This is a genomic window from Rhodococcus sp. LMD, from assembly GCF_056108245.1.
Genome location: NZ_CM148557.1, coordinates 5,271,482 through 5,290,033, shown reverse-complemented (window position 1 = coordinate 5,290,033; position 18,552 = coordinate 5,271,482). Strand labels below are relative to the sequence as shown.

The 18,552-nt window shown below is 70.0% G+C and carries 17 protein-coding genes; 11 read left to right on the top strand and 6 right to left on the bottom strand.

What is annotated here, in order from left to right:
- The first annotated feature begins 2 nt into the window (after positions 1 to 2).
- From ACWPQI_RS24285 to ACWPQI_RS24265, 5 genes are all read left to right on the top strand, one after another.
- Positions 3 to 1,280 carry an ABC transporter substrate-binding protein gene (locus tag ACWPQI_RS24285; RefSeq protein WP_010596270.1) on the top strand — a complete coding sequence of 426 codons (1,278 nt, stop codon included), beginning with the start codon at positions 3 to 5 and terminating at the stop codon, positions 1,278 to 1,280.
- Between the two features lie 14 nt (positions 1,281 to 1,294).
- Entirely contained in the window at positions 1,295 to 2,377 is a 1,083-nt protein-coding gene (locus ACWPQI_RS24280; protein ID WP_040272965.1) for a carbohydrate ABC transporter permease, read from the top strand.
- Positions 2,374 to 3,225 (top strand): carbohydrate ABC transporter permease, encoded by an 852-nt coding sequence (locus ACWPQI_RS24275; RefSeq protein WP_010596268.1) that lies wholly within the window; start codon positions 2,374 to 2,376, stop codon positions 3,223 to 3,225. The genes ACWPQI_RS24280 and ACWPQI_RS24275 overlap by 4 nt, the downstream gene beginning before the upstream one ends.
- Positions 3,222 to 3,419 (top strand): hypothetical protein, encoded by a 198-nt coding sequence (locus ACWPQI_RS24270; RefSeq protein WP_010596267.1) that lies wholly within the window; start codon positions 3,222 to 3,224, stop codon positions 3,417 to 3,419. The genes ACWPQI_RS24275 and ACWPQI_RS24270 overlap by 4 nt, the downstream gene beginning before the upstream one ends.
- A gap of 170 nt (positions 3,420 to 3,589) precedes the next feature.
- Positions 3,590 to 5,731, top strand: coding sequence for a transglycosylase domain-containing protein (locus ACWPQI_RS24265; protein ID WP_010596266.1), 2,142 nt, complete (start codon positions 3,590 to 3,592; stop codon positions 5,729 to 5,731).
- Here ACWPQI_RS24265 and ACWPQI_RS24260 read toward each other — a convergent pair.
- Entirely contained in the window at positions 5,634 to 6,290 is a 657-nt protein-coding gene (locus ACWPQI_RS24260) for a TetR/AcrR family transcriptional regulator (protein ID WP_017681641.1), read from the bottom strand. The genes ACWPQI_RS24265 and ACWPQI_RS24260 overlap by 98 nt on opposite strands.
- Before the next feature lie 82 nt (positions 6,291 to 6,372).
- On the opposite strand from ACWPQI_RS24260, the gene ACWPQI_RS24255 reads away from it, so the two are divergent.
- Genes ACWPQI_RS24255 through ACWPQI_RS24245 form a run of 3 tightly spaced genes read left to right on the top strand, consistent with a single transcriptional unit; the run spans position 6,373 to position 9,439 of the window.
- Positions 6,373 to 7,623 carry an acyl-CoA dehydrogenase family protein gene (locus tag ACWPQI_RS24255; RefSeq protein ID WP_124258491.1) on the top strand — a complete coding sequence of 417 codons (1,251 nt, stop codon included), beginning with the start codon at positions 6,373 to 6,375 and terminating at the stop codon, positions 7,621 to 7,623.
- Complete coding sequence (locus ACWPQI_RS24250; protein WP_474738542.1) at positions 7,620 to 8,690, top strand: phosphotransferase family protein; 1,071 nt, start codon at positions 7,620 to 7,622, stop codon at positions 8,688 to 8,690. The genes ACWPQI_RS24255 and ACWPQI_RS24250 overlap by 4 nt, the downstream gene beginning before the upstream one ends.
- Positions 8,687 to 9,439 carry an SDR family oxidoreductase gene (locus ACWPQI_RS24245; RefSeq protein WP_017681644.1) on the top strand — a complete coding sequence of 251 codons (753 nt, stop codon included), beginning with the start codon at positions 8,687 to 8,689 and terminating at the stop codon, positions 9,437 to 9,439. The genes ACWPQI_RS24250 and ACWPQI_RS24245 overlap by 4 nt, the downstream gene beginning before the upstream one ends.
- Before the next feature lie 112 nt (positions 9,440 to 9,551).
- Here the strand turns inward: ACWPQI_RS24245 and ACWPQI_RS24240 are convergent, their stop codons facing one another.
- The 5 genes from ACWPQI_RS24240 to ACWPQI_RS24220 all read right to left on the bottom strand — a co-directional run bounded on the left by ACWPQI_RS24240 (position 9,552) and on the right by ACWPQI_RS24220 (position 13,519).
- Positions 9,552 to 10,640 (bottom strand): inositol-3-phosphate synthase, encoded by a 1,089-nt coding sequence (locus ACWPQI_RS24240; RefSeq protein WP_010596261.1) that lies wholly within the window; start codon positions 10,638 to 10,640, stop codon positions 9,552 to 9,554.
- Positions 10,633 to 11,190, bottom strand: coding sequence for a PadR family transcriptional regulator (locus ACWPQI_RS24235; protein ID WP_010596260.1), 558 nt, complete (start codon positions 11,188 to 11,190; stop codon positions 10,633 to 10,635). The genes ACWPQI_RS24240 and ACWPQI_RS24235 overlap by 8 nt, the downstream gene beginning before the upstream one ends.
- Positions 11,191 to 11,310: 120 nt before the next feature.
- Complete coding sequence (locus tag ACWPQI_RS24230) at positions 11,311 to 11,862, bottom strand: hypothetical protein (protein WP_235435224.1); 552 nt, start codon at positions 11,860 to 11,862, stop codon at positions 11,311 to 11,313.
- On the bottom strand, positions 11,859 to 12,680 hold the full coding sequence (locus tag ACWPQI_RS24225) for a DUF1707 SHOCT-like domain-containing protein (RefSeq protein WP_048771263.1): 822 nt from the start codon (positions 12,678 to 12,680) through the stop codon (positions 11,859 to 11,861). Before ACWPQI_RS24225 ends, ACWPQI_RS24230 begins: the two co-directional genes overlap by 4 nt.
- 23 nt (positions 12,681 to 12,703) lie before the next feature.
- Positions 12,704 to 13,519 carry a DUF1707 SHOCT-like domain-containing protein gene (locus ACWPQI_RS24220; protein ID WP_010596257.1) on the bottom strand — a complete coding sequence of 272 codons (816 nt, stop codon included), beginning with the start codon at positions 13,517 to 13,519 and terminating at the stop codon, positions 12,704 to 12,706.
- 115 nt (positions 13,520 to 13,634) lie between these two features.
- On the opposite strand from ACWPQI_RS24220, the gene ACWPQI_RS24215 reads away from it, so the two are divergent.
- The 3 genes from ACWPQI_RS24215 to ACWPQI_RS24205 all read left to right on the top strand — a co-directional run bounded on the left by ACWPQI_RS24215 (position 13,635) and on the right by ACWPQI_RS24205 (position 18,549).
- A complete protein-coding gene (locus tag ACWPQI_RS24215) occupies positions 13,635 to 14,036 on the top strand; it encodes a DUF5318 family protein (RefSeq protein ID WP_003934936.1) in 402 nt (133 codons plus the stop codon).
- A gap of 493 nt (positions 14,037 to 14,529) precedes the next feature.
- Positions 14,530 to 16,962, top strand: coding sequence for a transglycosylase domain-containing protein (locus ACWPQI_RS24210; protein ID WP_230831593.1), 2,433 nt, complete (start codon positions 14,530 to 14,532; stop codon positions 16,960 to 16,962).
- Between the two features lie 9 nt (positions 16,963 to 16,971).
- Complete coding sequence (locus ACWPQI_RS24205; RefSeq protein ID WP_099528095.1) at positions 16,972 to 18,549, top strand: glycosyltransferase family 87 protein; 1,578 nt, start codon at positions 16,972 to 16,974, stop codon at positions 18,547 to 18,549.
- Positions 18,550 to 18,552 lie beyond the last annotated feature (3 nt).

The window sequence follows — 18,552 nt, the reverse complement described above, 5'->3', positions numbered from 1 at the left end:
TCATGATTCTGAACTCGAAGGCGATGCGCCGCGCAGCGGTCGCGGCGTCGGCCGCGTCGATGCTGGTGCTCACAGCCTGTTCCTCCGACGGTGGCTCGGATTCGGGCAGCGAAGGAGGCACCGCCGCCGGCGGTGAGGGCCGCGGGCCGATCACGATCGTCGAGGGTCAGGATCCGCTGAACACGGCACTCGAGAGCATCATCGCCGACTGGAACGCGGAGCACCCGGACGAGCAGGTCACCTTCAAGCCGTTGGGCAAGGAAGCGGACCAGCAGCGCGACGACATCACCCAGCGCATGCAGGCCCAGAGCGACGAGTACGACCTCATCGCCGTCGACGTCACCAACACCGCCGAGTTCGCGGCCAACGGCTGGCTGCGGCCGCTCGAGGGCGACTACGCGATCGAGACCGACGGCCTGCTGCCCGCCACGGTCGACTCGGCCACCTACAACGGCACCCTGTACGCGGCGCCGAAGAACACCAACGGCGCGTTCCTGTACTACCGCACGGACCTGGTCGACCGCGCACCCGAGACGTGGGCGGAGCTGAAGGAGCAGTGCCCGAAGGCGCAGGAGGCGGGCATCGACTGCTACGTCGGGCAGTTCAAGAATTACGAGGGCTTGACGGTCAACGTCTCCGAGATCGTCAACGCCTACGGCGGGTCCTTCGTCGCCGAGGACGGCACCACCCCGGCCATCGACGACAAGACCGCCGAGGGCCTGCAGTTCATCGTCGACTCGTTCGAGGACGGCACCATCCCCGAAGCCGCACAGACCTACACCGAGGGCGAGTCGCAGAACGCCTTCGGTGAGGGCCGCGCCCTGTTCATGCGGACCTGGCCGGGCTTCTTCACCGACGGTGAGTCCTCGTCGGTCGCCGGCCGCTACGGCATCGCCGTGCTGCCGGGCGTGGACGGCCCCGGCGCCTCCACGCTGGGCGGCTACAACGTCGGCATCAGCGCGTTCTCCGACGCGCCGGCGACCGCCCGCGACTTCCTCGAGTTCATGCAGACGCGTAAGTCGCAGACCTACTACGCCGAGGCCGGCGGCGCGCCGGTCCTCGAGGAGGTCTACGACGACCCGCAGATCCTCGAGCAGTACCCGTACTTCGCGACCCTGAAGGAATCCCTGGCCAACGCGCAGCCGCGTCCGGTCACCCCGTACTACTCGCAGGTCTCCAAGGCCATCCGTGACAACGCCTACGCGGCGATCCGCGGTGAGAAGACGGTCGACCAGGCGCTCGCGGACACCCGCGCCGGCATCGAGACCGCCGGCAACTGATGCAGGAGTAGTACATGGCGAAGCCGCAGGTCGAGCCCGCGGATCAGTCGCCCCCCACCACGGTCGGGACCGCAGTGCTCGGTCCCGACCGTGGCCGTGGAGGCGGCCGGCACCGAGCCCCCGAACCCCCCGAGCCGCCGGTCGCGGCCGTGAAGCCGCGCCGGCGGATCCCGGTATGGGCGTTCGTCGCGCCGACGCTGGTCGTGCTGGCCGTCGTCATCCTGTATCCGCTCGGCCGGGCGGTATGGATGTCGCTGCACGGCGACGCGAAGAAGCTCGACCCCGAGACGGGCCGGTTCGTCACCGGCGGCTTCGTCGGAGTCGAGAACTACGTCCGGTGGATCACGCAGACCTGCGGCACCGCGACGGGCTCGATCCCGTGCCCACCGGGCACCCTCGGCTCGCAGTTCTGGGGTTCGGTCGGCAACACCTTCTTCTTCACCGTGGTGACGGTGGCGCTCGAGACGGTCATCGGGTTCGCGATGGCGCTGGTGATGGCGAAGTCGTTCCGCGGGCGCGGCCTGCTGCGCGCGTCCGTGCTCGTGCCGTGGGCGATCCCGACGGCGGTCACCGCCAAGCTGTGGTTCTTCATCTTCGCCAACGACGGCATCGCCAACCAGATCCTCGGCACCGAGATCCTGTGGACCGCCGACCCGTGGCCCGCGCGCTTCGCGATCATCGTCGCCGACGTGTGGAAGACCGCGCCGTTCATGGCGCTGCTCATCCTGGCCGGGCTGCAGATGATCCCGTCGGACGTGTACGAGGCCGCGAAGGTCGACGGTGCCACCGCCTGGCAGCGGTTCACCCAGATCACGCTGCCGCTGGTCAAGCCCGCGCTCATGGTCGCGATCCTGTTCCGCACGATGGACGCGCTGCGCATGTACGACCTGCCCGCCATCATGATGGGCTCCAACCCGGCCACCTCGACCATCTCGGTGCTGGTGGTCGACCAGATGCGGCAGGGCGCGAACTCCGCGTCGGCCCTGTCCACGATCACGTTCCTCATCATCTTCGCGGTCGCGTTCGTCCTGGTCCGGTTCCTCGGTGCCAACGCGGTGCGCACGCAGGAAGAACAGCGGAAGGGGACCCCGGCATGAGCCGACCGGGCACCGGCAAGGCACTGCGCGGCAGTATCGGCACCTATGTCGGCGTCGCGCTCATCGTCGTGTGGGGCCTGGCCCCGTGCTACTGGATGATCGTCACGGCGCTGCGCGACCCGGCCGACACGTTCAGCACCACGCTGTGGCCGTCGAATCCGACGCTGCAGAACTTCGCGGATGCCCTGGATCCGTCGGCGAAGGTCAACTTCTCCCGGGCGCTGGTCAACAGTGTGATCATCGCCGGGGCCACCACCGCGATCGCGCTGCTGGTCGGTGTGTTCACCGCCTACGCCCTGTCGCGGTACGACTTCCGCGGCAAGTACTTCGTCACCGGCATCATCCTCGGTGCGTCGATGTTCCCCGTCGTCGCGCTGGTGACGCCGCTGTTCCAGCTGTTCACCGACCTGGACTGGATCGGCACGTACCAGGCCCTGATCATCCCGAACATCTCGTTCGTGCTGCCGCTGACGATTTACACCCTGACCTCGTTCTTCTCCGAGTTGCCGTGGGAGCTCGAGGAGGCCGCCCGCATGGACGGCGCCAGCCGGGGCCAGGCATTCCGGATGATCATGCTGCCGCTCGCGGCGCCCGCGTTGTTCACCACCGCGATCCTCGCGTTCATCGCGACCGTCAACGAGTTCCTGCTCATGTCGCAGCTGTCGACCGAGAAGACCGCCCCGGTGACGGTGGCGATGGCCCGCTTCACCGGAACCGACCCGTACGTCACCCCGTATGCGTCGATCATGGCGGGCGGCACCCTGGTGATGGTGCCGCTGGTGGTGATGGTGCTGATCTTCCAGCGTCGCATCATCGCGGGCCTGACCGCCGGCGGCGTCAAGTCGTGAGCCGACGGCCGTCGCGCCGGCAGCGGCTCGAGCTGCTGCTCGGGTTCCTGACGATGGTCACGCTGCTGACGCTGGTCGGCGCGGTCGCCGGTTTGCTGTCCGCCACGCCCGGGGTGGTCCCGTCGCTGCTGCTGCTCGCGTGCGTGGTGGCGTGGGGGCTGACGTTCCGGGCCTGGCGGCGCGCAGGTTCCTGAGGCCGGCGTATCGCCGCAGGCCGGGGGCGGTTTCTCCGTCCCGGCCCGCGGGCCGGGACGGGTCTGCGCGGCCTGCGGTCCCCGTCACATCGGGACAGAACTCCGTACCATGCGATCGAGAGGGTGCGATTATTTCGTCGGACCCGGATCCATCCGAGAAAGTGGTACGTGTGAGTTCTACGACCCCGCCGAACCCCCAGCACAGAAAACCCACCGCCGCTGCGAAAGCGCGGCGGTGGCGCATCGTCGGCAACCTCGCGCTCGCCGTGGTGGCCGTTCTGGTGCTCGTGCCGGCGTTGATGTTCGCGGTGGCGTACCTGTCCACGGACGTGCCCCGCCCGTCGGACATGAAGACCAACCAGGTCGCGACCGTCTACGCCGCGGACGGTACCACCGAGCTGAGCCGGATCGTGCCACCCGAGGGCAACCGTGTCGAGGTCGACCTGGCGGAGATCCCGGAGCACGTGCGCAACGCCGTGCTCTCGGCCGAGGACCGCAACTTCTACAGCAACCCGGGCTTCTCGGTGAGCGGATTCGCCCGCGCGGCCCGCGACAACGTGCTCGGCAAGGAGACCGCCGGCGGCGGCTCCACCATCACCCAGCAGTACGTGAAGAACGTGCTCGTCGGCGCCGACCGGACCGTCACCCGCAAGATGCGGGAACTGGTGATCTCGACGAAGATGGCCAGGCAGTGGTCCAAGGACGAGATCCTGCAGGCATACCTGAACACCATCTACTTCGGCCGCGGCGCCTACGGCATCGCCGCCGCCGCGCAGGCGTACTTCGGCAAGCCGGTCGGTGAGCTGTCGGTCGCCGAGGGCGCCGTGCTCGCCGGGGTGATCCAGACGCCGTCGGCGCTCGACCCCGAGTTCAACCGGCCGGCGATCGAGGCGCGCTGGAACTACGTCCTCGACGGCATGGTCGAGATGGGCGAGCTCGACACCGCCGAACGCGACGCCCAGGAGTTCCCGCCGACGGTGCCGGCCGCGCAGGCGACGCAGGCGGACGCGGCCACCGGCCCGGAGGGGCTGCTGCGTACCCAGGTGATCCGTGAGCTCGAGGCGGCGGGGATCAGCGGCCAGGTGCTCAGCACCGAGGGCCTGCAGATCACGACGACGATCGACCCGCGGGCGCAGCAGGCGGCGATCGATTCGGCGCGCGAGACCCTCGAGGGGGAACCGGCGAACCTGCGCACGGCCGTCGTGTCGATCGACCCGCGCTCCGGCGCGGTGCGGGCGTACTACGGCGGCGAGGAGGGCGCCGGGTTCGACTTCGCGCAGGCCCCGGTGCAGACCGGCTCCGCGTTCAAGGTGTTCGGCCTCGTCGCGGCGCTGAAGGACGGCATCGGCCTGAACGCCCGGTTCAGCAGCGCCCCGCTGACCGTCGGCAATCTCGAGATCGGCAACGTCGAGGGCGAATCGTGCGGGGTGTGCACCATCGCCGAGGCGCTCAAGCGGTCGCTGAACACCAGCTTCTACCGGCTGATGATGGCCATGGAGAACGGGCCGCAGAAGATCGCGGACGCCGCTCACGAGGCCGGCATCCCGCTCGAGATCCCCGGCGTCGACGGCCGCACGCTCAGCCACAACGGCGGCGCGCCGGAGGGCGGCATCGTGCTGGGCCAGTACCAGTCGCGGGTGATCGACATGGCGTCGGCATATGCCACGCTCGCCGCGTCGGGGACCTACCACCAGCCCTACTTCGTGCAGCGCGTCGTCAACGCCGAGGGCGAGGTGCTGCTGGACCGGCCCGCGTCGCCGGGCGAGCAGCGCCTCGATCCGGCCGTCGCGGACAACGTCACGCAGGCCATGCAGCCGATCGCCGCGTACTCGCGCGGACACGCGCTCGCCGGGGGGCGGCCGTCGGCGGCCAAGACCGGCACCACCCAGCTCGGCGACACCGGCCTGAACAAGGATGCCTGGATGGTCGGGTACACCCCGTCGCTGTCCACGGCGGTGTGGGTCGGCACGCCGGACGGCACCGCCATCACGAACAGCTGGGGCGGGTCGATCTACGGTTCGATGCTGCCGTCGGACATCTGGAAGGGCACGATGGACGGCGCTCTCGAGGGCACCGAGGTCGAGAGCTTCCCGTGGCCCGATCCGATCGGGGGGCAGGCAGGTGTCCCCGTCGACACCGGGGTCACAGCCCCGTCGAACAACGTCCCGGCCCCGGTGCAGCTGCCCCAGCTGCAGCTGCCGGAGCTGCCGCCGATCACGATCCCGGCGCCTCCGGTGGAACTGCCACCGGAGATCCAGGTGCCGCAGCAGATCGAGGTGCTGCCGGGCGTGACGATCCAGATCCCGGGGTAGGACACCACGCCGCGAGCGCGGCTGTCACACAGTCGACGACGTCGTCGACCGACACCGACGGCTCGTCGAGCCGGTCCATCGCCATGGACTCGACCAGCGACCACCACCCCCGCAGCTGCATGGTGACGAGCGGTGTGGGCGCGACGCCGATCGCGGCGACGGTGCGTTCGACCATCGTGTTCCGCATGTTCTCGTGGATGGTCCGGATCTGCGGATCGGCGCCGAACCCGCCGTGGAAGAACGCCTGGTAGTGCCGGCCGTGCCGGTCGATGAACGCCACGAACGGCTGCACCACCGCGCGCAGCGGGTCGGTGTCGTCGGGATCGGGGACCGCCGCCCGCAGCAGGCGCCGAGCGGCCGCGGCCACGACCGCGACGTAGAAGTCCTGTTTGGTGGGGAAGTAGCGGAACAGCAGGCCGCGGGAGATGCCGGCGATCTCGGCGACCCGGTCGACGGACAGGGCGTGGATCGGGCGGGTGGCCAGTTCCTGCAGGCCGATGGCGACGAGCTGGCGTTTGCGCTCTTCCGGAGGAAGGCGCCGCCGCTTCTCGGTGCTCACGGATGGTCCCTCCCTCTTGATGGTGTGCTGCGCGCCCGGCTAGTCTAACTAAGCATTGCTCAGTTAGAGCTACGGAGGCCTCATGGATTTCGGTCAGTCGGAACGCTCGCGCGACTACCTCGAGCGGCTGCGCCACTTCGTCGCCACCGAGGTGGTGCCCGTCGAGGAGACGCTGCGGCGGGAACGGATCGCCCCCTTCGCGGCGTGCGGCGACAGTTCGGGCGCGGCGACGTGGTCGGTACCCGACGAGTTCCGCGAACTGCAGCGCAAGGCCCGCGCCCAGGGCCTGTGGAACCTCTTCCTCCCCGACGCCGAACTCGGAGCCGGGCTGACGAACGTCGAGTACGCGTCCCTCGCGGAGGAGATGGGTCGTTCCCCGTTCCGGTCCGCGATCTTCAACTGCGACGCCCCGGACACCGGCAACATGGAGGTGCTGTACCACTACGGCAGCCCCGAACAGAAGGAACGCTGGCTGCGCCCCCTGCTCGACGGCGAGATCCGCTCGGCGTTCTGCATGACCGAACCCGGGGTCGCGTCCTCGGACGCGACGAACATGGCCGCCACCGCCCTCGTCGAGGGCGACGAGGTGGTGCTCAACGGACGCAAGTGGTGGAGCACGGGCATCGGCAGTCCCGACTGCAAGATCCTGATCTTCATGGGGCTCACCGATCCCCAGGCGCCCAAGCATCAGCAGCACTCGATGGTGCTGGTGCCGATCGACACCCCCGGGGTGAAGGTCGAACGGATGCTGTCCACGATGGGCTTCTACGACGAGCCCGGCGGACACGGCGAGGTGTCGTTCACCGACGTGCGCCTGCCGCTCGACGCGATCATCGCCGGACCCGGCCGCGGATTCGAAATCGCCCAGGGCCGGCTCGGTCCCGGCCGCGTCCACCACTGCATGCGTCTGATCGGGCTCGCCGAACACGCCCTCGAACTCGCCTGCCGGCGCGGCCTCGACCGCGTCGCGTTCGGCAAGCCCCTGGTCAACCTCGGCGGCAACCGCGAACGCATCGCCGACGCCCGCATCGCGATCAACCAGCTGCGGCTGCTCGTGCTGCACACCGCCTGGCTGCTCGACACCCAGGGCCTGGCCGGCGCCCGCTCCGCCGTCTCCGAGATCAAGGTCGCCACCCCGCGCGTCGTCCAGCAGGTGGTCGACTTCGCCATCCAGATCCACGGCGGCGCCGGTCTTTCGGACGACTTCCCGCTCGCCGGTGCCTGGACGGCCGCGCGGGCGCTGCGCCTGGCCGACGGCCCCGACGAGGTGCACCAGGGACTGGTGGCCCGCTTCGAACTCGGCAAGTACACCAACCCGGAGGGTCGCAAGTGACAATTCCCGACAACGCCCGCGCCGTCCGTGACGAGGACGCCTTCGACGTCGCGGCTGTCGCGGCCTGGCTCGGCGAGCACGCCGGCATCGCCGGAATCCCGGAGGTGCACCAGTTCTCCGGTGGCGCATCGAATCTCACCTATCTACTGCGTTACCCCGACCGGGACCTCGTGCTGCGCCGACCGCCGGTGGGGGCCAAGCCGTCCTCCGGTCACGACATGGTCCGCGAGTACCGCATCCAGTCGCTGCTCGCGCCCGCATACCGGTACGTGCCGCGCATGGTGGGCCTGTGCACCGACCACAGCGTGCTCGGCAGCGACTTCTACGTGATGGAACGGGTGCCGGGGACGATCCTGCGGGCGAACCCCCCGGCCGAACTCGCCCTGACCTCCGAGCGCACCCGCACCCTGTGCCTGCGGATCGTCGACCTGCTCGTCGAGCTGCACGGCGTCGACCCCGCGTCCACGGGGCTGAGCGAATTCAGCCGCGGCTCCGGATACGTCGCGCGCCAGGTGTCGGGCTGGACTGCGCGCTACGAGAAGGCGCGCACCGAGAACGTTCCGGACTTCGCCCGGGTCACGAAGTGGCTGAACGACACTCAGCCTGCCGACGTGGCCTCGGCCGTCATCCACGGCGACTTCCGGCTCGACAACGTGGTGCTCGACGAGAACGACCCGCTGCAGCCCGTCGCGGTGCTGGACTGGGAACTGGCCACCGTCGGCGATCCGCTGATGGATCTCGGTTCCTCCCTCGCCTACTGGGTGCAGGCCGACGACGATCCGATGCTGCTCGCCACCAAGCGGCAGCCGTCGGACCTGCCGGGCATGCTCACCCGCCGCGAGATCGTCGACTACTACTCGAGCAAGACCGGTCTGGCCGTGGACAACTGGGGCTTCTACGAGGTCTTCGGCTTGTTCCGGCTCGCGGTGATCGCGCAGCAGATCTACTACCGCTACCACCACGGGCAGACCACCAACCCGGCGTTCAAGGACTTCTGGGTGATCGTGGGCTATCTGGACTCGCGATGCAACACGCTGATCGACGACATCGAGGCGGGACGCGCATGAACACGCGGAGGAACATTCTCATCACCGGCGCGAGCTCCGGCCTCGGCGCCGGCATGGCCCGCGAGTTCGCCGCGCGGGGGCGCAACCTCGCCCTCGCGGCGCGACGGACCGAGCGGCTCGAGGAGCTGCGCGACGAACTGCTCGCGCAGCATCCGGGTATCACCGTCGCGGTGCGGCGGCTCGACGTGGACCGGCACGAGGACGTGTTCACCGTCTTCCGGGAGTTCGACGACGAACTCGGCGGCCTCGACCGCGTCGTCGTCAATGCGGGCCTGGGCAAGGGGCAGCCCTTGGGCACGGGCTACTTCCGTGCCAACGTGCAGACGGCGAACACCAATTTCCTCGGTGCGCTGGCACAGAGCGAGGCCGCCCTCGAGCTCATGCGCCCCCGCAATGCCGGTCACGTGGTGCTCATCTCGTCGGTGAGTGCGGTGCGCGGGATGCCGCGCAATCTCACGACGTACGCGGCGTCGAAGGCCGCCGTCGCGGCGCTCGGCGAGGGAATGCGTGCGGACCTGGCGCGCACGGGCATCCGGGTGAGCACGATCTTCCCCGGGTTCATCCGCTCGGAGATCAACGAGAAGGTGAAGAACGTGCCGTTCATCGTCGACACCGAGACCGGGTGCCGCGCACTGGCGGCCGCGATCGAGAAGGAACCGCACAAGGCGTACGTCCCGGCCTGGCCGTGGACACCGCTCGCCTATGCGATGAAGGTACTGCCGCTGTCCGTCGTCAGCCGGATGGTCTGACGACGCAGCGTGTGTGGACGCGTGTGTGTGGCCGAATGTCACATTCGGTCGATCGAGTCGACGCGATGTGACATTCGGCCACCACCCGCGAGGGGTGTTGTGACGCTACGGATCAGGCGTCGGCGCCGATGATGAAGGCCTCGAGCTCGGTGCGGGCCTTGTCGTCGGCCATCTGGACCGGCGGGGACTTCATCAGGTAGGCGGACGCCGGCAGGACAGGACCGCCGATGCCGCGGTCCTTGGCGATCTTCGCGGCGCGGATCGCGTCGATGATGATGCCGGCCGAGTTGGGCGAGTCCCACACCTCGAGCTTGTACTCGAGGTTCAGCGGCACGTCGCCGAAGGCGCGGCCCTCGAGGCGGACGTACGCCCACTTGCGGTCGTCGAGCCAGCCGACGTGGTCGGACGGGCCGATGTGGACGTCGTTGGTGCCCATCTCCTTCTTGAGGTTGGAGGTGACGGCCTGGGTCTTGGAAATCTTCTTCGACTCGAGACGCTCACGCTCGAGCATGTTCTTGAAGTCCATGTTGCCGCCGACGTTGAGCTGCATGGTGCGGTCGAGCTGCACACCGCGGTCCTCGAACAGCTTCGCCATGACGCGGTGGGTGATGGTGGCGCCGACCTGCGACTTGATGTCGTCGCCGACGATCGGGACACCGGCGTCGGTGAACTTGGCGGCCCATTCCGGGTCGGAGGCGATGAACACGGGCAGCGCGTTGACGAACGCGACGCCGGCGTCGATGCAGCACTGGGCGTAGAACTTGTCGGCCTCTTCGGACCCGACGGGGAGGTAGGACACGAGCACGTCGACCTTCGCGTCCTTCAGCGCCTGGACGACGTCCACGGGCTCGGCCTCGGAGAGCTCGATGGTCTCGGCGTAGTACTTGCCGATGCCGTCGAGGGTGTGGCCACGCTGGACGGTGACGCCGCTCGGCGGAACGTCGGCGATCTTGATGGTGTTGTTCTCGCTGGCGAAGATCGCCTCGGAGAGATCGAAGCCGACCTTCTTCGCATCCACGTCGAATGCCGCGACGAACTGGACGTCGCGCACGTGGTACGGGCCGAACTCGACGTGCATCAGGCCGGGAACGGTCGTGTTCGCTTCCGCGTCCTTGTAGTACTCGACGCCCTGGACCAGGGACGAGGCACAGTTCCCCACGCCTACAATGGCCACGCGCACCGAGGTGCTGTTCTCACCCATGGTCGGGTTCTCCTTCTGTGTTGCGTTGTGCTGTCGACTGCTCGGCGGCGATCAGTTCGTTGAGCCAGCGGACCTCGCGCTCACTGGACTCGAGGCCGAGCTGATGAAGCTGACGGGTGTAGCGATCCAACGTCCCGCTGGCCCGTCCGATTGCGTCGCGGAGCCCTTCCCTGCGCTCCTCGACCTGGCGGCGCCTGCCCTCGAGGATCCGCATCCGCGCCTCGGCGGGGGTGCGGCTGAAGAAGGCGAGGTGCACGCCGAAACCGTCGTCGGTGTAGTTCTGCGGACCGGTGTCGGCCACCAGCTCGGAGAAGCGCTTGCGCCCCTCCGGAGTGAGCTGGTACACGCGACGCGCTCGTCGCTTGACGGTGCCGGGTGGTCCTGCGTCCTCCTCGATGAGTCCGTCGGCCTGCATCCGTCGCAGCGTCGGATAGAGGGAACCGTAGGAGAAGGCGCGGAACGCGCCGAGCAGCCCGGTCAGTCGTTTGCGGAGCTCGTAGCCGTGCATGGGCGACTCGAGGAGCAGCCCGAGAATTGCCAGCTCGAGCAAGAGGCCTCCTCCACCGTGTCGTCGAACTATCCGAGTGATGCGATCACCGATTATATCGCACCGATATATAGGACGATAACCGACAGCAGTGCATGTAACAACGGGTAGCGGTAATTTTCCTCAGGGCTCGTAGGGAAACACCGCGATCGGCGTACCGTCGAACGCCAGCACCAGGTGCCCGCCCTGATCGGTGCCCGGACGCCGCGCGTGGACCGCGACCGTCGCCCGGCCCGCGTCGTCGACGTCGAAACCGACCTGCTCGACCCGGCCGTCGGGCACCCGCAGGGTCGCTGGAGCGCCGAGGATCACCTGCGACACCGCGACCAGGTCGAGGCCTGCCAGATCGAAGGCCACCGCATCCGACGGCCGGGTGTGCGGACTGCTCCACGAGGCGAACTCGCCGTCGAAGGTGTACGAGAGATACCGGTGCGGTTCGTCGGCGACCGCCCGGTCGAACGACGCGTGCTCCGGGAACAGCGTCACGTCGTCGACGAGCGTGTCACCGAACTCGGCCCGGTAGTCCTCCACGAACCGGGCCAGTCCCTGCGGCGACGTCAACTCCGGTGGCGGCGGCGGTCCGTCCGCCGCGTTCGCGGCCAGTCCCGCCAGCGCCCCCGTCACCGCCCCTGCCGCGACCGCGGTCGCCGCGACCACCACTCGACGAGTCCTCACCGGGTTCCCCGGTTCTCGAACCGGTGCAGTTCGATCAGCTCGCCCTGCGGCGTCACCTCGAGAAAGCCGGTCTCGCGAGCCGTATTGCTCACGAATATGCGCACCGACGGCTGGTCGTACGACACGTCGACGGAGATGTGGCCGACCGTGCCGTCCGGTACGCCGACACTCTGCGGCGCCCCCGCGACGTACCCCGCGAGGGCGTCGACGTCCAACGTCGCCAGGTCGACCACCGCGGTGTCCACGGCGCGGGTGCGGGGCACGTCGTCCGCGTCGAAACCGCCGCGGTAGGTGTACGACACCATGCGGTCCGGGCTGCCGGGCACGGAACGGGTGACGCGCGCATGTTGCTCGAAGAAGTCCACCTCGTCGACCAGCGTGTCCCCGAACGCCGCCAGGTGGTCGGCTCGGAACTGCTCGAGGCCGGCCCGCGTCACCGGGCTCGGCGTCGGCACCACGACGGGCCGCAGCGCTGCCGGATCGAGCGCCGGCCCCAGCGGCGCGGACGGTGCATCGACGCGTACCCAGGAGAACGTCGCCACCCCTGCCGCCACGGCCGACGCCACCACGACCGCGGTGAACACCCCGGGACCGCGCGCGCGGACCCGTGCCGTCGCGGCGACGTCCGAACTCGCCTGCAGGTCGGCGACCAGCTCGTCCAGTTCGCCGAGCGTGCCGGCGACGTCGGCACGCGCATCCCGGGCCTCGTGTTCGGGACCGGTGAGCTGCCCGTCCGCGTACGCCGCGTCGAGACGCGCCCGGACCGCCGCCCGATCGACGTCGCGTGCCCTGGTGGAAGGCGAACGGCGGCCGATCATGCGGGAGATCGTAACGATGCAGTTCAGAACACGCGCTGCACGGTGCCGTCGAACAGAACCTTCACGTATCGGGTGCGGTCGCCGGACTCGACGTAGATGTTCGCCGTCGGCGTGCCGTCGTGGGCGAACGAGACGTGCGAGACCGCGCCGTCGGGCAGTCCGACCAGCGCGGGGGCTTCGGCGATCCGGGTGGTCAGGGCCCCGGGGTCGACCCCGCCGAGGTCGACATCGCGGTAGCCGGGGAGGCGCTGCGTCGTCACCGGTTGGGCCCGTAGCGCCCCGCCCGCGTAGCTGTACGTGGCGATCCGGCCGGGGTCGTCCGGCAGCGCCCGTTCGATGTGAGCCCGATCCGGACGGAGGACCAGCCGATACACGACCGTGTCACCGAAGCGGTCCCGCACCGACGCGAGAACCCCCTCGAATCCGCCGGGTTCGAGCGGCCGCACCGGAGTCACCACGATCGGGTCGACGCCGTCGCCGGGAACTGCCACCGGTGCGGCGGGCTGCTCCCGCACGGCCGCGGGCTCCGGCGCCGGACCCGCCGACAGCAGCAGCACCGCGCCGGCCACCGCGGCCGCCACCGCGACGGCCACCGCCACGATCCGGCGCAGCCCGGGCCGCCGGGCCGAAGACGGGACCGCCGGATTCTCGGGTGGCTGCAGGTCCCGGACCAGGTCCGCGAGCTCGCCCAGCGTCTTCGCGGACATGGCCCGGGCCGTCCGGTCCCGGTGTTCCCCGAAGTCGAGCTGACCGTCGGCGTAGGCGGTGTCGAGGCGGCCGCAGGCCTGCGCCCGGTCGATGTCGCGTGCCCGCGTTCGCGGCGTGTGTCGGCTCACCATCCGGGCAGCGTAGAACGTCCGATATGGGCGCGTCGCACAGTCACGCGGCCCACACCCTGCCCACCCGCGTGCCGTCCGCACGTACTCTGGACCCGTGCGGATACAGCGGCAGGTGGTGGACTACGCGCTGCAGCGCAGGTCGCTGCTCGCTCAGGTCTACTCGGGACGGACCGGCGTCTCGGAGGTGTGCGACGCCAGCCCCTACCTGCTCCGTGCCGCCAAGTTCCACGGCCGCGGCAGTGACGTGGTCTGCCCGATCTGCCGCAAGGAGCAGCTGACACTCGTGTCGTGGGTGTTCGGCGACAAGCTCGGTCCGGTGTCCGGGTCGGCCCGCACCGCGGAGGAACTGGTCCGCCTGGCCGCCAGCCAGGAGGAGTTCTCCGTCCACGTGGTCGAGGTGTGCCGCACGTGCAGCTGGAACCACCTCGTCCAGTCCTATGTCCTGGGGGCGGAACCCGCGCCGAAGCGGCCCCGCCGCAGGTCGACCGGCCAGAGCCGCCGCACCGCGAGCGAGTGAGCCGTGCGCGACCCCTGCTGAACCGCCGCGCCCGGTGAGGTCCCCGGGCGACACTGCACTGCCCGAAAACACTGCACTGCCCGAAAACACTGCACTGCCCGAAACACTGCACTGCCCGAAACATTGCACTGCCCGAACGCGCGCTGCCCGACGAGACCGAAGTCTGCAGACGTGAAACGAGGACGCGTGCCGCGCGTCCGCGCTACCGGTTGGAGATGAGTACGTGAGTTCCCCCCACAACGACCCGCAGGGCGACCGGCCGATGCCGCCGCACGGGAACGGACCGGCAGGTCCCCCGCCGCCGCGGCGACCGGGACCTGTGGGGGGTCCCCCACCGCAGCGCGGTCCCGGCGGGCCGCCGCCCGCCGAACGGCGGATGCCCCCGCCGCAGGGACGTCCGTACCCGCCGCCGCCGCGCCCCCAGCCGGGCGGCCCGCGGCCCCAGCCGTATCCGCCGCAGCAACGTCCCCCGCAGCAGTACGGGGCCGCAGGGATGCCGTCGCCGGACGCTCACGGGCCGCGACCGCAGCAACCACCGGCCGACCGGACCCGGCAACTCCCGCCGCAGAACCGGCCGCCGGTGCAGAACCGCAACCCTCAGCAGCCGCCCGACCGGCCCGCAGGCGCGCCCCCCGGCGGGCGCCCACCGACCCCGCCCCCGACCGCGCGCGGCGGGGGTGACGAGCCCCCGCGTGGTCCGGGCGACCCCAAGTCGACGCGCTGGCGCACCGTGCGGCGTGTCGGCTACGTGGCCGTGGCCCTGGCCCTGGTGCTGCCGATCCTCGCGTTCATGCTGGCCTACGTCGTCCAGGAGGTTCCGCGTCCCGGTGACCTGAAGACCAACCAGGTCGCCACCGTCTACGCCGCCGACGGCTCGACCGTCATCACCAAGGTGGTGCCGCCCGAGGGCAACCGCACCGAGGTGGGCCTCGACGAGATCCCCGAGCACGTCCGCAACGCCGTACTCGCCGCCGAGGATCGTGACTTCTACAGCAATCCCGGATTCTCGGTCAGCGGCTTCGCCCGCGCGGCCCGCGACAACATCCTCGGCCGGGAGAGCGCCGGCGGTGGTTCGACCATCACCCAGCAGTACGTGAAGACGGCGCTGGTCGGCTCCGAGCGCACCCTGACCCGCAAGATGAAGGAACTCGTCCTCGCGTCCAAGATGGCCAACCAGTGGTCCAAGGACGACATCCTCGCCGCCTACCTGAACACCATCTACTTCGGACGTGGCGCGTACGGCATCGCCGCTGCCTCCACGGCGTACTTCGGTAAGCCCGTCGGCGAGCTCACCGTCGAGGAGGGTGCCGTGCTCGCCTCCTCGATCCAGCTGCCGTCGCTGCTGGATCCGGAGACCAACCCCGAGGGCGCCCAGGCGCGCTGGAACTACGTCCTCGACGGGATGGTGACCGCCGGCACCCTGAACGAGGCCGACCGGGCCTCGATGCAGTATCCGCGGTACGTGCCGCTGGCCGAGGTCGACAACGGCGGACAGTCCAACGGGCCGGAGGGCCTGCTACGCACCCAGGTGCTGCGGGAGCTGTCCGAGGAGGGCATCGACGAGAACCTGCTGAACACCGAGGGACTCCAGATCACCACCACGATCGACCCGCAGGCACAGGAGGCCGCACTCGACGCGGTCCGCACGAACATGGACGGCGAGCCGGAGGAGCTGCGCACCGCCGTCGTATCCGTCGACCCGCGCAGCGGCGCCGTCCGCGCCTACTACGGCGGCGACAACGGCGGTGGCTTCGACTTCGCCCAGTCCGGTCTGCAGACCGGATCGTCGTTCAAGGTGTTCGGCCTGGCCGCCAACCTCGACCAGGGCAACCCGCTGTCCGCGATGTACGACAGCGGCCCGCTCACCGTCAACGGCATCTCGATCGGCAACGTCGAGGGCGAGAACTGCGGCACCTGCACCATCGCCGAGGCGCTGAAGCGGTCGCTCAACACCAGCTTCTACCGGATGATGCTCGAGATGGACAACGGCCCGCAGGCCATCGCCGACATGGCACACCAGCTCGGCATCCCCGAGGAGATCCCCGGCGTCGGCGAGACCCTCACCGAGCCGGGCGGCGTCGGCCCCAACTACGGCATCGTGCTCGGCCAGTACCAGTCCCGCGTGATCGACATGGCGTCGGCGTACGCGACGCTCGCCGCGTCCGGCACCTACCACGAGCCCTACTTCGTGCAGAAGGTCGTCACCGCCGACGGCACCGTGCTGCTCGACCGCGGCACCCCCGCCGGGGAACAGCGGGTCGACGAGGCCGTGGCAGACAACACCACCGCCGCGATGATGCCCATCGCCGCGTACTCCAACGGGCATGCCCTCGCCGGCGGCCGCCCGTCCGCCGCCAAGACCGGCACCGCGCAGCTCGGCGACACCGGCTCGAACAAGGACGCCTGGATGGTGGGCTACACGCCGTCGCTGTCGACGGCCGTGTGGGTCGGCACCGAACAGGGCCTGCCCCTGGAGAACAGCTGGGGCGGCATGATCTACGGGTCCGGCCTGCCGTCGGACATCTGGAAGGACACGATGGACGGTGCCCTCCAAGGCACCGACGTCGAGAAGTTCCCGACTCCCGAACCGATCGCCGGACAGGCCGGCGTCCCGGCGTACTCGGCGCCGGCGCCGCCGAGGACCACGACGCAGACCCCGACGACGACCGAGCGGACGACGCCGGAGCTGCCCACGCCGCCGGAGATCACGACCCGCAACGTCGAGATCCTCCCGGGCGTGACCATCCCCATGCCGGGCGTGGCGCCGCAGACCACCACCCAGCAGGTGCCCACACCGACCCCCACCACGGAAGAGGACACGCCGGGCTTCGGGACGCAGGACGAGTCGACCGGTGCCGGCGGGGACGAGCAGTCCGGCAACAGCCGCTTCCAGGAGGACCCCGTCGGCGCCACACCCGGCGGGTAGCCTCGCGGGGTGACCGAGAAGAGAGAGCTCGCGTCGCCGGGTCCGCTCGTTGCCGACCGCCGCTCCGCGGACTGGCGCGACGCACCCGGATGGACCGATCCGACGGTGTCGCGTCTGTCCACCGGCATCGGCGGCCCCGTCGGACGGTACGCCCTGCTCGGACGCACCCGGTTCTTCACGCCGCTGCGCGCGCTGCTGCTCCTGGCGGTCGTGTTCCTCGCTCTCGGCTGGTTCACCAAGGCCGCCTGCATCCAGCAGGGGCCGGTGGGCGAGAACGGTGCCCTCGGGCTGGACTGGGGCGACAACCGGCAGTACGTCGCCATGTGCTACTCCGACGTCGTGCCGCTCTACGGCGCCGAACGCCTCAGTGCCGGTGCCTTCCCGTACAAGACGTCGTGGGAGGAGCCCGGACCGGACGGGCAGTCCCAGGTCCGGTACATGGAGTATCCGGTCCTCGCCGGCCTCTACCAGTACGTCTCGATGCGCGCAGCGAAGGCCTGGGACGCCGCGTCGTGGCTTCCGGGCGGCCTGCAGGTGGCGATCTACTTCGACATCGTCGCGGTGGGTCTCGCCGCGGCCTGGCTCGTCACCGTGTGGGCCACCGCGCTCTCCGCCGGCCGCCGCATCTGGGACGCGGCGCTCGTCGCCGCCTCGCCGCTCGTCGCCGTGCACGCCTTCACCAACTTCGACGCCCTCGCCACCGCCTTCGCGGCCGGTGGGCTGCTGGCCTGGGCGCGGCGGCGGCCGGTGCTCGCCGGGGTGCTGTTCGGGCTCGGTGCCGCCACCAAGCTGTACCCGCTGCTGCTGTTCGGTCCGCTGCTGCTGCTGTGCCTGCGCACCGGGAAGCTGCGGGCACTGGGCCAGGCGGCCGGTGCCGCGGCGGCCGCCTGGCTCGCCGTGAACCTGCCGATCATGATCCTCTACCCGCGCGGCTGGGCCGAGTTCTTCCGGCTCAACACCGAACGCGGGGCGGACCCCGATTCGATCTACAACGTCGCGCGGTCGCTGACCGGGTGGTCCGGCTGGGACACCTCCACCCTGAACTCGGTGTCGCTGCTGCTGTTCGCCGCGGCCTGCGGCGGCATCGCGTGGCTCGCATGGACGGCTCCGCGCCGCCCCCGCCTCGCCCAGTTGTGCTTCCTCGTGGTTGCCGCGTTCCTGCTCACCAACAAGGTGTGGAGCCCCCAGTATTCGCTGTGGCTGGTGCCGCTCGCCGTGCTGGCCCTACCGCACCGGCGGATCCTGCTCGCGTGGATGACGATCGACGCCCTCGTCTGGGTGCCGCGCATGTACTTCTATCTCGGCGCCGAGAACAAGGGCCTGCCCGAGCAGTGGTTCACGACGACCGTGCTGCTGCGCGACCTCGCGGTCGTGGCGCTGTGCGCGCTCGTCGTCCGGCAGATTCTCCGTCCGGCCGAGGATCTCGTGCGCTACGGCTTCGTCGACGACCCCGTCGGTGGTGTGCTCGACCACGCCCCCGACGCTCCCCCGCGGTGGATTCCGGAGGGAGTGCGGCCCGGCGCCCGGCGGACATCACCTCCCGAATCGGCCGAGCGGCGGACACCCGCGTCGAGCGCCGCACCGTAGCCC